Origin of the sequence: Microcoleus sp. F4-D5 (genome assembly GCF_036704885.1) — a bacterium.
GTDB lineage: Bacteria > Cyanobacteriota > Cyanobacteriia > Cyanobacteriales > Microcoleaceae > Microcoleus.
Map to the genome: position 1 here is coordinate 1 of NZ_JAUBSX010000069.1, position 16,982 is coordinate 16,982.

10 protein-coding genes are annotated in these 16,982 nt (G+C 45.2%); 6 read left to right on the forward strand and 4 right to left on the reverse strand.

Features of this window, described 5'->3' with window-relative positions; translation table 11 throughout:
* Together QUA80_RS25415 and QUA80_RS25420 are read right to left on the reverse strand one after the other, a co-directional pair.
* Positions 1-350, reverse strand: a 350-nt coding sequence (locus tag QUA80_RS25415) for a helix-turn-helix domain-containing protein (RefSeq protein ID WP_333427781.1), incomplete at its 3' end; no start/stop codon positions are given.
* A 66-nt stretch (positions 351-416) separates the two neighbouring features.
* Positions 417-2,846 carry an NACHT C-terminal helical domain 2-containing protein gene (locus QUA80_RS25420; protein WP_333427782.1) on the reverse strand — a complete coding sequence of 810 codons (2,430 nt, stop codon included), beginning with the start codon at positions 2,844-2,846 and terminating at the stop codon, positions 417-419.
* A gap of 236 nt (positions 2,847-3,082) precedes the next feature.
* Between QUA80_RS25420 and QUA80_RS25425 the strand changes: the two genes are divergently transcribed.
* The gene (locus tag QUA80_RS25425; protein ID WP_333427783.1) at positions 3,083-3,736 is read left to right on the forward strand and encodes a hypothetical protein; all 654 of its coding nucleotides are present in this window, start codon (positions 3,083-3,085) and stop codon (positions 3,734-3,736) included.
* Between the two features lie 243 nt (positions 3,737-3,979).
* Positions 3,980-5,638 (forward strand): ABC transporter substrate-binding protein, encoded by a 1,659-nt coding sequence (locus QUA80_RS25430; protein WP_333427784.1) that lies wholly within the window; start codon positions 3,980-3,982, stop codon positions 5,636-5,638.
* Positions 5,639-5,690: 52 nt separating this feature from the next.
* Here the strand turns inward: QUA80_RS25430 and QUA80_RS25435 are convergent, their stop codons facing one another.
* Positions 5,691-9,728, reverse strand: a complete 4,038-nt coding sequence (locus tag QUA80_RS25435; RefSeq protein WP_333427785.1) for a DUF4347 domain-containing protein — start codon at positions 9,726-9,728, stop codon at positions 5,691-5,693.
* 259 nt (positions 9,729-9,987) lie between these two features.
* On the opposite strand from QUA80_RS25435, the gene QUA80_RS25440 reads away from it, so the two are divergent.
* Positions 9,988-10,998, forward strand: coding sequence for an ABC transporter permease (locus QUA80_RS25440; protein WP_333427786.1), 1,011 nt, complete (start codon positions 9,988-9,990; stop codon positions 10,996-10,998).
* On the opposite strand, the gene QUA80_RS25445 is transcribed toward QUA80_RS25440, so the two are convergent.
* Entirely contained in the window at positions 10,999-11,421 is a 423-nt protein-coding gene (locus tag QUA80_RS25445) for a hypothetical protein (RefSeq protein WP_333427787.1), read from the reverse strand.
* A gap of 515 nt (positions 11,422-11,936) precedes the next feature.
* Between QUA80_RS25445 and QUA80_RS25450 the strand changes: the two genes are divergently transcribed.
* The 3 genes from QUA80_RS25450 (at position 11,937) to QUA80_RS25460 (ending at position 16,712) form a co-directional block, all read left to right on the forward strand.
* Complete coding sequence (locus tag QUA80_RS25450) at positions 11,937-13,805, forward strand: efflux RND transporter periplasmic adaptor subunit (RefSeq protein ID WP_333427788.1); 1,869 nt, start codon at positions 11,937-11,939, stop codon at positions 13,803-13,805.
* A 294-nt stretch (positions 13,806-14,099) separates the two neighbouring features.
* Positions 14,100-15,317 (forward strand): ABC transporter permease, encoded by a 1,218-nt coding sequence (locus QUA80_RS25455; protein ID WP_333427789.1) that lies wholly within the window; start codon positions 14,100-14,102, stop codon positions 15,315-15,317.
* Positions 15,318-15,491: 174 nt separating this feature from the next.
* Positions 15,492-16,712, forward strand: a complete 1,221-nt coding sequence (locus tag QUA80_RS25460) for an ABC transporter permease (protein ID WP_333427790.1) — start codon at positions 15,492-15,494, stop codon at positions 16,710-16,712.
* The last annotated feature ends 270 nt before the right edge of the window (positions 16,713-16,982 follow it).

Sequence of the window (16,982 nt, forward strand, 5' to 3'; positions counted from 1 at the left end):
ATGACATCGTACTCCTCTATTAAATATATTTCTAGTTCGGATATATCCCAATATTCTTGGCATGATAACCACTGTATGGTTGATTCTTCCTCTTCTCTTGTTAGCTTGGTTTTCGCTCCTCTATAGCCTAATCTTAGACCTGGTATTCCTTGTGTTATAAATCTTTTTTTCCATTTACTTACATAACCTTGAGATACATTTAGTATATTTTCTATCGCTCTGTACACATAACCTTGTAGAGCCAGTTTTACGGCTAAGGCTCTCTTCATTTCTCGCGAGTCTCCATTACTATTTATAAATTTGATTAAACCTTCTATTTGTCTTTCTTTTTCATTTTGATTGGCTGACATTTGCTTTCTTCCCTTTCATTTATTATCAAAGTTTTCTATTTTACCATAGAAATCCATATTTACATCTCAAATGGAATTGCTATACTTTTGAACTTCATTTTTTGGTAACAACAATGTTTTTTCAATCTCTTCTCGAACTTCAGGAGATACATTACAACCTCTATTTAGACAGTCGATTAGCAGCTTATTGGCATCATAATACTGCTGTAATAGTTGCTTTTGTGAGTCAGTGAATTGCCAATCATGACCAAGATTGCGATGGTCACTGAGCAGCGCTGTAAATTGATCTGTCCAGTCTTGATTGTTGACACGCCACCATTCCTCAAGATAATTCCAGCGATAGGGAAAGTCAGGAGAATCTTTATCAAGATAGTATTCAGGTGGTGGCAAGATGGCAAGTATATGAGAGTTAAAGTAACTACTTGTCGGGGCTTGGAAGTAGTATGTACTCGATATACATGAGTAGAGATACTCATAATTAACGTTGGGATTCTGATAAAACCTGTCAGGGAGTTTGATTAAAACAAGGTGAGGATTAAAGTAACCGTCACTAAATTTATTTACAAACAAAAAAGTAGTGAATTCATAAGGTATTATATTACGATACTGAGAAAAAAATCCCCCACAAACGTAATACAACGCTTGAAAGTCTGAATTGAATTGGTCATCAATTTTGAGGTAAAGATGGTCTAGTGGCGTTTTTTCTAAATTTTGAAAAAAAGCTAAATAAAGCGCTCTTACTGCTGACTTTTGATAGTTACACTCAACTAATCGTGCCTTCTCATTTAACCATTGTAAAAACTCTTGTAATTCTGTTTCTAAAGATAAAATACTATCAATTTCTTGCTTCATAACTATCAGCAGGGCATCGGACTTTTGCAACAGCTCAGCAGTGATAAAAAATATTTCACGCCACCGTTTCTGAGTGATGTGACTAACAAGGTAGTGAAAACTATTTTCCTCAGAAAATTTAACAATCTTTCTCACTGTGAAATACTCTTGAAATGTCAAATGAGAAAAAGAGTAGATTTTTTGCGCCCGTTCCACCAATAACCCATGTTGCGCCTCAATGGACTTCAAAACCGTCTCACTATCGAGTTGCAACGCCTCCGGGTCGTTTTGAGCATCCGGCAGATTGCGGATGTAATCAGAAATGTACTGTTCTAGCTGTTTCTGTTTAAAGAAATAGTCTCCCCGCTCAAAGGTACTTAGGGCAATTTGACTGAGTAAATCTTTCTTGTGCTGCAATGATAAATTTTTATAAATCCGCTCTCGCTGTATGTTTCGCGTTTCATCCCATCGTTTCAGCAGAATATCTACTCCTTCTTCATAAAGTTCTGAACGTAAGCCGGGAAATTTGGCTGATTCTTCAAACACCAAACATAACAGCGTTAGCAGTAACGGATTTGTTGCCAGTTCTCGAATCCCGTCATTTGCCCTAAGCTGTTGAATAAATTCCTCTGCTTTCGCTGGTTCCTTAGCTTGAAACCATTTTCGGGCAAAGGTGGCTATCTGCTTGTCATCAAAATCTGCGACTTCAACCTCTGTAAACTTCTCAAAATTATAACCTTTTGCTGCAATCCGACAAGTCATTACAAAGTGATTGGTGCGAAATTTGTCCGATAAATAAAGAACTTGGTTGATGACATGGCTGTTATGCTCAACTTTTACTTCATCTAAACCATCAAGTAAAACCAGTGTCTTACCGTGCTTAAAAAGGACAGCTATTTGGTCAGCAGAAACATCACAATCAGAAAACATCTGGGTAATGTATTCCAGTAAGCTCGGTTTTCCTTCGGTTTCTGCAAACTGCTTGAGCGTGATAAAAATAGGAACGCGATGAGCTTGGAATTTACCTAGCTCGCACTGGATTGCTAAATGCTTCAAAAATGTGGTTTTTCCTGACCCGGGCTTACCCAACACCATTAATTTTGAATATTTCTCAACCGCTTCTAGTCCTGGTCTTGGTTTATCAGTTACTCTGCCAAGTCCGAAGCGATCGAAGTTTTTCGGGTCAAAGTCTTGCACCAGTTCATAAATTTCGCGCCGCCGATGACTGGTAATTTTTTCCAGAATATTGACGTTGGTGTAGAGGTCACTTACGTCAATGGGTTGCGACATCGTGAGCGATCGCATTGTACCGCACTGGTCTTGAATCATCTCGCGGCAATTCTGGCGCACCTCTTGCACCAAGTCATTTAACTCATCCTCTGACAGATTAGAAGTTGGAGAGCCCGAAGCCTTGAATTTACGATATTCAGCAGTCAGAAAATTGAGCAAGCGACCATATTTACCTGGGCCTTTACCGTTGATACTGAACTTTTTGTAAACGTGGCTCATGCGAGTGGTAAGCGCACTGTTGCTGATATGGAGTTTTGTTGCTATCTCCAACCCTGTCTTGTTGCTGCTAAACCAGATTACAAAAACCTCCTTTTCCTCTGGCGAAAGATCATAGTTACCACCTATGTTAATTAAAAAGTCACGCGGCAGCGTCATTGACTAACCTCTCTATTACCTGAAAGCGAGTCCAGTATCTTCTATCTAGCATTAAATCACGGTTAGGGCTGCTCTTATATTACTTATTCGGGAGCAAAAATGCTATTCAATACCAGGCTGAAACTGAAGATTGTAGATATGTCAGCCTAAGTCAGTCTAAGTCAGCCTCAACGTGAGAGATATCTCCAAAGCTAAATTGCGAAATTCAATTTAGCAATTTTTGGGAGATTCTTATCATGAAAAGAACCAGCGCTAATGGACGGTTTGACTACCAAGATGAAAATGGGATTCTGCTACCAGCAGTTACCACAATACTTAAGGCTACACAGCCGATTGAGTCTGTAGCTGCCCTTTCTAATTGGCGCAAGAAAGTAGGGAACACAGAAGCAAATCGCATTGCTGTAACCAGCCGTCGCCGGGGAGAACTATTGCATCAGTGGGTTAAGGATTATTTGCAAGGGTTATCTCCCACGGCTTCCAGCCTAATTCAGCCCTATTGTTATAGCGTTCAGCCTGTACTGGAGAAACTTAGCGATGTCCAGTTGGTCGAGACTGTTGTGCCAAATTATGTGGAAGGATACGCCGGGAAAGTTGATTTAGTTGCCCGTTATCAAGGTGTTCCATGCACTATTGAGTGGACGACTGCTGAAGAACCTAAACTGCAAGTAGAAAAACTCTACGACAAGCCTTTACAGTTAGTTGCTTATGGTGGGGCAATTAATCGATGCTATGGTGAGACTCTGTTTGGTAATAAAATTGTTAATGCTTTGATTGTTGTGGCTCTTCCCGATGAAGATGCGGAAATATTTGTGTTGGAACGCGAACAATTGCTGGAATACTGGCAGAAGTGGTTGAAACGGCTAAAGTTTTTTGGAGAAAAAGCTGCTTGATAGGTTCAGAAATAGTTAGGATAGAACTGGAGTTGGCCTGTTCTATCCCTAACTATGTTTAGGGTCTTGTTTTTGGGCGGATGGTGTGGCTTAGCCGCTAGTGCTTGTGACAGTTGCGTAAGTTCTGATAGAATTTATTAAATTAACCGCAGAGAGCGCAGAGTTCGCAGAGGGAAAAGCCGGGGAGAATTACCATTTTATTATTACATGAGTGCAGTTTGCTAGTAAACGGGAGCTATTGAGATGAAATTGTTAAAATCCTGGCGTTTATTTTTATTATGTCTAGTTTTTGGGATGGCTGTAATTTTATCAAATTGCGGCACTCCTTCAAATACTGCTAGCAATAATTCTCCCAGTCCGATCGCTCCTGCTGCAATTCCTCCAGGGGCTTTGGTTTACGGTGCGGGTGGGCCGCCGGTCAATCTGGAACCGGGAAATATTACTGACGGGAATTCGGTGATTGTTATCGACCAAATTTACAATCGCTTGACTGATTTCAAACCGGGAACTGTGGAACTTGAGCCGAGTCTCGCTACTGAATGGTCAAGTTCTAAAGATGGTAAAACTTGGACTTTTAAGTTGCGTTCGGGGGTAAAGTTTCACGACAGTACGGATTTTGATGCGGAAGCTGTTAAGTTTAATGTGGAGCGCTGGTGGGATGCGAAAAATCCTAACGGTTATCGAGAATCTGGCAAAACTTATCAAATTTGGAAGGATTTTTTTGGTGGCTTTAAGGGAGATAAAAATTCCCTGGTAAAAGATGTGGCAGTTGTTGATAAGTCTACGATTAAGTTTGTTTTAAATCAACCTTTTGCTGCTTTTCCCTCGGCGATAGGGTCTGGTTATTTCGGGATGGCGAGTCCGGCGGCGGTGAAAAAAGCGGGTGCTAAATACGGCACTCCGGGGTCGCCGGCGGTGGGTACGGGGCCTTTTGTGTTTCAGGAATGGCGATCGGGCGATCGCATTATCTTAGCAAAAAATCCAAATTATTGGAAAACTGGCACGCCAAAAGTCAATCTATTGGTAATTCGTTTTGTTGACGATCCGGCGGCGAGATTGGCTCAATTGAGAGCAGGACAACTTGATTTTACGGTAGATTTAACGCCGGATCAATTAAAAGAGGTTCAAGCAGATACTAATTTAGAAACAGTTGTGCGACCTTCTTTTAATGTCGGTTATTTAGCCTTAAATCCGAGTTACGAACCTTTGTCAAAACCCGAAGTCAGGCGGGCGATCGCCCAAACAATTAACAAGCCAGCAATAGTCCAAGCTTTCTGGGGAGAACTCGGAAAACACGATTCGCAATTTATCCCGCCTGCGCTGAATTGGGCGGCGTCCGATCGAGTTAAAGATTATGAATTTAACCCGCAGCAAGCTAAAGCAATGCTGGCGAAAGCCGGTTATCCGAACGGTTTTGATTTGGATTTGTGGTATATGCCCGTTAGCCGTCCCTATTTTCCCACGCCGAAGCCGATCGCTGAGGCTTTGGCGGCGGATTTGAGCGCGATCGGGATTCGGGTAAAATTGCTGACAAAGGATTGGTCTGCTTATTTAGCCGATCGGCTAAAACCTCCTGGATTTCAAGCTTTTATGATGGGTTGGATTGGAGATTATGGCGATCCAGACAATTTTTATTATCCTCACTTCGGGCCGGGTTCGACGGCGGATTTGGGAAATTGGAAAAATCCGAAAGTTCTGGAACTTTTGGATCGGGGGAGGGCGAGTGGGGATAAAGCAGCTAGGGCGAAAATTTATGCGGAAGTTAGCGAGATTTTGCACGAGGAAGCTGTGCGTTTGCCGATCGTACATTCGCAGCCGCTTTTAGGGAAACGCAAGAATATTCAAGGTTGGATTCCGAGTCCTTTGGGGTCGGAATCTTTTGAGGAAGTGAGCAAAAATTGAGAAGCTAGAGCGAGATGTACCCTAGAGATAGAGTTTATGCGTAAGTCATCTTTTAGATGAAAGTGAAGTCGGCAGCATTAATTTGACTCGCCGATATCGTGCTCAGAGATGCCAAGATTTCTCCTGTTGGTACAAACCGGATTAAAGTTGCACTGTTACTTTGAGTAATTGCCAATTGGGAGAAGGTGATACCGCTAGCAAGTATCAGCAAATCTTTGTCGTCTTCAAAATCTAAAATAGTATCCGTTCCAGCTTCAAGTCCTAAGAGGAATCGATCGCTCCCCAAACCTCCAATCAAACAATCATTTCCCAAACTGCCAAATAGGGTATCATTTCCCTTACCGCCGTAAAGAGTATCGTTGCCATCACTGCCAATGAGACTGTCAAAAGCGCGATCGCCAAATAAAACATCCTCACCGTTATTGCCGATTAGGGTATCATTGCCCTTGCCACCGATTAGGGTATCATCCCCGTTGCCACCTTCGAGAAAATCGTTACCTTGATGAGCGTACATCCGATCGTTGCCATCAAGACCGTCGAGGGTATCGTTTCCCTGTTTACCGCTAATGGTATCGTTGCCGCGATCGCCTGCAAGCATATCGTCGCCATCAGTACCGATAATTGGATCGGAGTTGGACTGCGTTGGTGTCGGTGTGACAGATGGCGTTGGTGTTGGTGTCGGAGTTGGCGTTGGCGTGACAGATGGCGTTGGTGTTGATGTAGGAGTTGGCGTTGGTGTGATCGAGGGCGTTAGTGTTGCCGTAGGAGTTGGTGTGAAAGTAGGCGTCGGCGTTGTTGTGGGAGTAGGCGTCGATATTAGTATCGGTGTTGGTACTGGTGTTGGTACTGGTGTTGGTGTGACTACCTCTGCGATCGTGCCGAGTTTAGCAACCCAAATATCTTGACCGCCTGCATTGGGGCCTCCCAAAGCGCCGTTGGTTTCTCCCGTCAGGTAGACATTACCAGCGCGATCGACTGCTAAGTCGGAGGGAGAGTCATCGCTAGCAGTCCCGAATTGCTTGAGCCACAACTGGTTGCCATTGCTGTCATACTTAGTTGCCCAAATATCTTGACCCCCTGCATAGGGGCCTCCCAAAGCGCCGTTGGTTGCTCCCGTGAGGTAGAGATTGCCAGCGCTATCCACTGCTAAGTCTGAGGAGGAATCTGAGAGGGCATCAGAGTTGGCAGTCCGGAATTGCTTGAGCCACAACTGATTGCCATTGCTGTCATACTTGGCTGCCCAGGTGTCAACATCCGGTGGATAGCCTTTTGAAGAGTCATAGTTCTTGCCCGTCAGGTAGAAATTGCCAGCGCTATCGAGTGCTAACTGTGAGGAGGAGTCAGAGTCAGCAGTCCCAAATTGTTTCAGCCACAACTGGTTGCCATTGCTGTCATACTTGGCTACCCAAATATCTTGACTGTCTGCATTGGTGCCTCCCAAAGCGCCGTCGGTTGATCCCGTGAGGTAGAGATTGCCAGCGCTATCCACTGCTAAATCTGAGGGGGCTGTGATTTCTTGGTAGTCAGAGTCAGCAGTCCCGAATTGCTTCAACCACAACTGATTGCCATTGCTGTCATACTTGGCTGCCCAGGTGTCAACATCCGGTGGATAGCCTTTTGAAAAGTTATAGTTTGTACCCGTCAGATAGACATTGCCACTGCTGTCCATTTTTATGCCAGAGGAGCGGTCGTGGGTGTCAGAATTGACATTCTTCAACCACAACTGGTTGCCACTGTCGTCATACTTCGCTACCCAGGCTGTTCTGGGACCTCCACCTGCACCGGAACTTGTATATTCGGTTGTTCCTGAAATGTAGACATTGCCGGCACTATCCACAGCTAGGCCTGAGGGATAGTCATTAAAATTAGGGGTTCCGACGAACTGCTTGAGCCACAACTGGCTGCCTGTGCTGTCATACTTAGCTACCCAAGCGTCGAGTCCGTTAAATATCCCCGGCGGTGAAGCGCTAATGCTTCCCGTCAGGTAGACATTGCCAGCACTATCGACTTTCACTTCCCCGGAAGCCCCTAACGGCTTGAGCCACAACTGGCTGCCACTGCTGTCATATTTTGCTACCGAGCCATTGAAATTCAGATAGACATTGCCTGCACTGTCAAGTGCTGCGCTCTTAAAGAGATCGTCGTTGGGTGTGCCGAATTGCTTGAGCCATTCAAAGCTAGGCGCTAGTTTTCCAATAGTCAGCGTGGTTTCAGGGATTGTACCCGCAACAGCACCTGCGATCGCGCCCAAGCCTAAAATGACTGTTTCATCGTTCTCAGGGATGTTGTCAGGTTTGATGGTGACTGCAATATTCTGAGTCAGGGCAGTACCCGAAGCACCTGCGGGGAACGTAACAGTAGTAGTAGAAAGGGTGTAATCTTGGTCAACACCTTGAGTAGCGGTACTGTTGGGGTTGATGACAATTGGTACGGTTACGTCGATCCGTGGAGTCTTGTTGAGAGTGACAGGAATATTAATTGCTGTATCTTGGGTTCCTTCATTTTGCCTGTAGGTGAGAGCCCCGAAATTTACGTCAACAGATGTGCTGCCAAGCAGAATTGAGATTTTGTCGGAGCCAATATTCGCCACTGCCAAGTCGGAGAAGGTATCGTTGTTGAAGTCACCCACTGCAACTGAATGGGGATGTGACTTTCCCCAAATATAATTGGTAGCATTACCAAAGCTACCCGTACCATCTCCCAGTAAAATTGAAAGGCTGTTGGGGAAATAACTCGTCACCACCAAGTCGGAGAAGGTATCGTTATTGAAGTCCCCTATTGTAACTGAGTCTGGACGGTACCCTGCGGTAAAGCTGGTGGCAGGACCAAAGCTACCTTTACCATTTCCCAGCAAAATAGAGACGCTGTTGGATAAATAATCCGTCACAGCCAAGTCGAGAAAGGTATCGCGATTGAAGTCGCCCACTGCAACTGACTCGGGATATGACCCTGCGCTATAGTTGGTGGCAGTACCAAAGCTACCCGTACCATCCCCCAGCAAAATAGAGACGCTGTTGGAGAAATCATCCGTCACAGCCAAGTCGAGAAAGGTATCGCGATTGAAGTCGCCCACTGCAACTGACTCGGGATCTGACCCAGCGCTATAGCTGGTGGCAGTACCAAAGCTACCCGTACCATCTCCCAGCAAAATAGAGACGCTTTTGTCGTAAGGATTCGTCACAACCAAGTCAGGGAAGGTATTGTTATTGAAGTAACCCACTGCAACCGAACTGGGATTTGACCCAGCGCCATAGCTGGTAGCGGTACCAAAGCTACCCGTACCATCTCCCAGCAAAATAGAGACGCTGTTGGATAAATCATCCGTCACAACCAAGTCGGGGAAGGTATCCTGATTGAAGTCGCCCACTGCAACTGAACGCGGAGATGACCCAGCGCTATAGTTGGTGGCAGTACCAAAGCTACCTTTACCATCTCCCAGCAAAATAGAGACGTTGGAGCTAAGAGTCACCACAGCCAAGTCGGAGAAGGTATCGTGATTGAAGTCCCCTATGGCAAATGACTCGGGAGGTGACCCCACGCTATAGCTGGTCGGAGGTGAGAAAAGAGAGAGGAGGTGGCTGTAAGCTGCCATTGCATCTGGCTTAAACACTGTGGGTGCTTTAATTTTTCCTGTAGTCACTTCCAGTTCCCAGTCGCCGCCTTGGGCTGCACTCCCGGTGGGATTGCCAGATGCGGCGATATTTGCACCTGTGAGGGCGGCAATGCGTTGCAGGAAGGGATTGGGGGTGAGGTCAGATGCTACGCTGCAACCGTAAATCAGGATGTCTGCATCTATAGTTAAAGCGTGTCGCCATTGCTGTAATTGGTTTTCATAAGTTTTGAGGTTATCCAAACACAGTCTTGTTTTGCCCAGTTGCAAATTGCCTGGACTGCCGTGAGAAATTAGATGAATGCTGTCAAGATTGGTGTGAGTTGCTAAGACTTGAGTGATTTGGTCGATCGCATCTCCTGTTGCTTCCAGAACCACCACTTCTGTTCCTGGTTTTACTCCTGCAACTAGAGTTTGATAATCTTCTACTTGAGTGTCGATCAAGGCGATCGCGCGTGCTGATCTTGTTGAGCAAGGCATTATACACCTCACAAATTAATTTATGTAACTAAATGCGTAGATTGCAGTTATAAAGTGCGATCGCTCGTTTCTCTCTGCTGCTAGTGCGATCGCCTGCAATATTCACCCAAAATAACATCAATTTTACTATAGCCTATGTCTACGTAAGTATGTGCGTAAGTATGTCACTGTTGACCAAAAGATATTCTCTTTGGTTTCTCAGACTTTACATAAATTTACTTTTTTTCATATTCTTGTTCTCAAATTTCAAATCTAAATTATGGCTAAATATATTCTTAAACGTTTGCTGGGACTATTGCCAGTCCTTTTCGGAATCACTCTGCTAGTATTTATATTTTTGCATTTGATACCGGGAGACCCAGCTACAGTGCTTTTGGGAGAACGGGGAACTCCCGAACAGGTGGAAATGTTGAGAGCGAGATTAGGTTTGAATCAGCCTTTACCTTTGCAATATTTGGCTTTTTTATGGAGTTTGATCCGCTTTGATTTAGGAAATAGCATTATTAGCGGTATTCCGATAATTGATGAAATTACAAGTCGGTGGCCTGCTACTTTTGAACTGTCTGTGGTGGCGATGTTGGTGGCACTTGTTATCGGAATTCCGGCGGGGATTGTGGGGGCTGTGAGGAAAAATAGCTGGCTGGACAATCTCGCGATGAGCGGTTCGTTAATTGGCGTATCTTTGCCCGTGTATTGGTTGGGATTGATGTTGATTTATTTGTTTGCTGTTTATCTGAAATGGCTGCCACCAAGCGGGCGGATTAGTGTAGATTTAGGGTTTGGTTTTAAGTCGATTACGGGTGTTTATGTTTTGGATGCCTTGCTGAGGTTGGATTTGGCGGCTTTGCGGGATGCGATCGCCCATTTAATCCTGCCAGCTTTGACTTTAGGAACTATTCCCCTAGCTATTATAGCTCGCATCACTCGTTCTGCGATGCTGGAAGTGCTTTCTCAAGACTATATCCGCACTGCGAGGGCTAAGGGATTGCCTGAATATTGGGTGATTTTGAAACACGCTTTAAAAAATGCGTTTTTGCCGATCGTCACAACTATCGGTTTGCAGTTCGGCACTCTTTTAAGCGGCGCTATTTTGACTGAAACAATTTTCTCGTGGCCGGGAATTGGTTCTTGGATTTATACCGGTATTCTGACGCGGGATTACCCCATTGTCCAAGGAGGAGTAATTTTTGTGTCTGTGACTTTTGTACTGATTAATCTGGCGGTTGATATTTCCTATGCTTTTTTCGATCCGAGAATTCAGTACCGTTAATTAAAAGGGGAGTTCAGCAGAAAATGCTTGTTTAACATCCGGCCGCAGCAGATAGTAAATGCTAGCCACTGCAAAACCCAGAGTTAAAAAATTGACTGCTGTACCGCCGCTGCCCAACATTTTGGCAATTTGCGCGAGGGTGGCGATGATGTGGACTATTAACGTTCCCGTCCATGCCCATTTTTTGAGTTGAAACAAACCCCAAGCTAAGAGTAAGGATAGGAGGCCTAAAATAAAACTTATCGCAGCAAAAATTGCAATGAAGCCGCCGATTACAGTACCAACTTTCGCCCCGCCGACAGCCGCACCGATACCGCCAAAAATGCCTGCAAAAAGTAAGATGAACAAGCCGTCAAGGAGGCTGAATACGCCGCTAATTAGCTGCAAGATGGCCAGAACTGTAACGCTTTGAGGACGATTCATTATTTTGATTTTCCATTTTTAACGAATTTGAAAAATATTTTAACCTGTTGCGGGCACAGAGCGGATATATATTCAGGATTTACGCAGCGCTACCCGTGAAACCGGGTTTATGAGAACAAGTGTGTCCATAGTGTGTCGTTGCGAGATTCGCACTGGCCGATCCCGCTGCGATCGCTATCACGAGTCCGCAATGACCTAGTGACGGTCGATCGATGTCAAATCCACCTTTGTTGCTGGTCAGAAGCGCACTCCTAGATCCCAAAAATAATATTATCTCCTAAAATATATTTTTATTTGCCAGCAGCCGGGAGCGATTCTGTTTGGGGCAACCTCTTTTGGCTGAAAAAAACTTAACATTTTTTAATAACTTGCAAAGATTAGCTATAATTGTTTGCAGGTGCTGGTTCGGGAACTTTTTATAAATCACCCGATCGGATGAGTCTGAAAGACGATGCCACGCATCAGCAAAAATTTTACCTTTAAGGTAATCCTGAGATTAAATTAGGTGAGTCGGTATGATCGTTAGCCCTAAAAAGGAAACTGCTCAGGTCAAGGTGGAAGATTCTCAGACTCTAGACACCAAGGCCGCAGAGACCAAAATTGCAGATAACAAAACCGCCCAAAAGCAGTCTCCGAAGAAACCCGCGCGCAAACGGCAGCGGTGGGCGATTGGGTTGGTTGCAGCCGGGTTGCTAGCTGTACCGACCACTATGTATATAGCTAAAAGTCGATCGCAGCCGAAAGTAGATGCGATCGCCACTATGACAGTGCCGGTGGAAGCGCAAAACCTCACGGTGCGGATCACGTCCAGCGGCACGGTGCAGCCCGTACAGCGCGTGAATCTCAGCCCCAAAGGCTCCGGCCGGATCGCAGAATTATTTGTGGAACAGGGCGATCGAGTGGAAGCCGGACAAATCGTGGCCCGCATGGAAAGCCGCGATGTAGAAGCTCAACTCCAGCAAGCTCAAGCCCGCGAAGCCAGCGTGCGAGCAAAACTCGCAAAAATCGAAGCCGGGAATCGATCGGAAGACATCGCCAGCGCCCGAGCGCGCTTAGAGCAAGCCGAGGCCAGTCTCGCGCAACTCCAAGCCGGCAGCCGCGTGGAAGAAGTTGCAGGAGCCAGAGCCCGCTTGCAGCAAACTCAAGCAGGCTTGCAGCGACTGCGAGCCGGCAGCCGCGTGGAAGAAGTCAGCCAAGCGCGAGCTCGTTTAGCCCAAGCTCAAGCTCGTTTAGCCGACGCTCAAACTGGCAGTGTCAAACAAGAAATTGCCCAAGCACAAACGCAAATTGACTCGAGTAAAGCCCAAGCCGAACTAACAGCTCAACGGGTAGAACGCAATCGGCCGTTAGTGGAAGAAGGTGCTCTGGCTAAAGATAAACTCGATGAACTAATTAAAGAAAATCGCACTGCCCAAGCTAAATTAATCGAATCCCAAAAACGCCTGCAACAACTGCAAGAAAGTCGGGAGTCGCAAATTCAGCAACTGCAAGCTGCTGTGCAAGTCGAGCAGCAAGCATTGAATCAATTGCAAAACGGCACGCGATCGGAAGAAATCGCCAAAGCCGAAGCAGAAGTTGCCGAAGCTAAAAGCAAATTAGTGCAGCTAGAAAACGGCAACCGTCCAGAAGAAATCGCCAAAGCCGAAGCAGCAGTTGCTGAAGCAAAAAGCCAATTGGCGGCACAAGAAAACGGTTCTCGCCCGGAAGAAATAGCTCAAGCTAAAGCTGAATTAGCCGAAGCTCAAGCTCAAGTCCGCTTTCAAGAAGTGCAGTTAGAAGATACGAAAGTTCGCGCTCCTTTTGCGGGAGTTATTACCCAAAGATACGCGATCCAAGGAGCTTTTGTAACTCCGGCAACTTCGGCCTCGGAAGCTACTTCGGCCACTTCGACATCGATTGTCGCTTTAGCTAGAGATGTGGAAGTTTTGGCTAAAGTCCCGGAGGCTGATATCAGTCAAATTAAACCTGGTCAAGAAGTTGAAATAGTCGCCGATGCTTATCCAGATAAAGTGTTTAAAGGCCGCGTTAAATTAATTGCGCCGGAAGCTGTTAAGGAACGGGATGTGACGCTATTTCAAGTGCGAGTTGCCATTGATACGGGCAAAGATTCGCTGCAATCGGGGATGAATGTAGATTTGAGATTTGTCGGTCAAAAGCTGAGCAATGCTTTAGTTGTGCCTACGGTGGCAATTGTCACTAATAAAGGTCAAACAGGCGTGCTAGTTCCCGATGAGAAACAACAGCCGAAGTTTAAAGCTGTTACCGTTGGCTCGACTATTGGCAACAAGATTCAGATTTTAGAGGGTGCCGCAGCGGGCGATCGCGTTTTTACCGAACTTCCTCAAGGTAAAAAGCTGGAGGATATTATCAAGAATCAGAAATAGGGCATAGGGCATGGGGCATAGGGCATGGGGAATTATTTATCTCGATCGCTCTAGGGTGTTTTCAAACCCCGATATCCCGCCTAACAAGCCTTAACAAGGGGGGGACAAGAGCAGTCAAAGTCCCTCTTAAGAAGGGGGGACAAGAGTATTCAAAGTCCCCCTTACTAAGGGGTATTTAGGGGGTTCGAGACTCGGCTACACGCGAGTTTATTATGGGTTTAAATATTAAGTTGACACGACGAATAATCCAAACGCCAAATCCAAAATCCAAAATCTAAAATCTAAAATCGAATTATGGATATTGTTGAAAGCGTCAAAATGGCCGTCACAACTTTGATGGCAAACAAGCTTCGCAGCAGCTTGACGATGTTAGGAATTATCATCGGCAATGCTTCGGTAATTTCTATGATCGGTATCGGCGAAGGAGCTCAAACATTTATCGAGGGACAAGTTAACTCTCTGGGTTCAAACTTGCTATTTATTATTCCCGGAAGTCCTGAAGCGCAAACCCGCCCGGTGATTCCGCCCCAGACTTTAGTAGTGGAAGATGCAGAGGCGATCGCATCTCAAGTTTCTTCTGTTCAAGAAGTCGCACCAACTCTCAATGACAGTCAACTCGTTACCTACCGCAACAAAAATGTCTCATCTTCCATTGTCGGAACTACCCCAGAATTTCTGACAGTCAGAAGCTTTGATGTTGGTAAAGGTCGATTTTTAAGCAAATTAGATTTAGAAAGACAAGAAAATGTGGCTGCTTTAGGATCGGAAGCAGCCGAACAATTGTTTGGCAATACACAGCCAGTTGGTCAATACATTCGCATCAAAAACTCGAGTTTTCAAGTGATTGGTGTCATGCAGGCGAAAGGCTCAAGTTTTGGCGACAATCAAGATATGAACGTTTATTTGCCGCTCACAACAATGGCCAATCGCATCGTTGGTCGCTCGTCTCCCTACGGTACAAAAGTAACGTTTATTTCGGTTGCCATAAAGGATGAAACTATGATGCAAGCGGCCCAATTTCAAATAGAAAATTTACTGAGATTGCGGCATAAAATTACTAAGGAGGATGATTTTACTGTCCGAAATCAGAAAGATTTAATGAATACTTTGGGCAGCATTACTGGTGCTTTGACTTTGATGTTGGCTTTCGTGGCGGCAATTTCGCTGTTTGTCGGCGGCATCGGGATTATGAATATCATGCTGGTTTCTGTTACCGAACGTACCAAAGAAATTGGATTGAGAAAGGCGATCGGAGCTTCTCAGCAAGATATCCTAATTCAGTTTATGATCGAGTCTGTGATTTTGTCAGCGGCAGGCGGTGCTATCGGTACTGGATTCGGTATTGGCGGCGTGCTTTTAGTCTCTGCTTTTACTCCCCTGCAAGCTAGTGTTTCCCCAGTGGCGATCGCACTTGCAGTCGGTGTTTCCGGCAGTATCGGCTTATTTTTTGGCATCGTACCTGCAAAACAAGCTGCTAAATTAGACCCGATTGTGGCATTGAGAAGTGCTTAATTAGTTTGTTGACGGTAGGCTATTGACTGTTGACTGTTGACTCTAGTATTTAGTTATTAAGTACTGTGTCATTTTCGCTGTGCGTCGCAATCCCAATGCCCTGGGGTTTTGACGCACAGCAAACAATGACATATGGCTTTCTTTCTTGTTCCTTCTTGTTCCTTTAAAAAAAATATGAATTTTATTGAAAGCGTCAAAATGGCCGGTCAAACGCTACTAGCCAACAAAATTCGCAGCAGTTTAACAATGATTGGCATGATTGTCGGCAACGCTTCAGTAATTGCCATGATGGGAATTGGACAAGGAGCTCAAAAATTTGTAGCAGGACAAGTTCAATCCCTGGGTACAAACGTATTAATCGTGAGGCCCGGAGTTCCCAACGCCAGGCGAAGTTCGATCGCAAGTGCGCCTCAAACACTGATAGTAGAAGATGCAAAGGCGATCGCAACTCAAGTCCCCTCCGTTCAAGGCGTGTCAGCAGAACTTAACAGTTCCGAAATAGTTCGCTACAGCAACAAAAATGTTTCGGCTCTAATTTTTGGCACGATTCCAGAATTTCTAGAAGTCAGAAGCTTTGAAATGGCAAAAGGGCAGTTTTTGACCGAACTAGATGTTAAGGAAAGTAACCAAGTTGTGGTTCTAGGTTCAGAATTAGCGGAAAAACTTTTTGGCAATACAAATCCCTTGGGCGAACAGGTGCGTATCCAAAATGTCAGCCTCAAAGTAATTGGAGTATTGGCACCCAAAGGCACATCTTTTGGTACGAATTACGATAACTCGGCCGCAGTGCCGATCGCCACAATGGCCAACCGCATTGTCGGGCGGACATCTCCCTACGGTTTAGCTGTCACGTCGATATACATTTCTATTAAAGATGAGTTGCTAATGGATGCGGCGCAATTTCAGGTAGAAAACTTGCTGAGACTGCGGCACAAAGTTACTACCGAAGATGACTTTACAGTGAGAAATCAAAAAGATTTAATGGCAACAATGGGTGCGATTTCCGGGGCTCTGACACTTATGTTAACTGCTGTTGCCAGCATTTCCCTTTTAGTAGGCGGCATTGGGATTATGAACATTATGCTGGTGTCCGTCAGCGAACGCACTCAGGAAATTGGGCTCAGAAAGGCGATCGGCGCATCCCAACAAGATATCTTATTTCAATTTATTGTCGAAGCTGTAATTTTATCAGCCGCCGGAGGGATAGTCGGTACTTGCGTAGGTATCGGCGGTATCTTGCTTGTAGGTAATTTCACGCCCTTGCAAGCTGGTATTTCGCCTGTGGCGATCGCCCTGGCTGTCAGTGTATCCGGTGCAGTCGGCCTCTTTTTTGGCGTCGTCCCCGCCCGCCAAGCCGCCAAACTCGACCCGATCGCAGCATTGAGGAGTGCTTAATAAATATATACTTACTCCGTTACACAATCCGCGCCTTTTATGCTGGTAAAAAGTATCTTGCTCTAAATATAAAAAAAAACTGTTTTTTTATGAAAAATCAACAACCTTGCAGTATCTGAGGCATTTTTAATGTCTGTACTTTTACGCAGATTCAAAGCGCAAAACTTCATAAAAAGCCCGTTAAATATTAAATAAAGCTTGGTTGTGGCGTTTAATTCTCAACCAGAAAGTTTAATATTGTTAAATAAAGGGTAAACTCACCTAAGCATC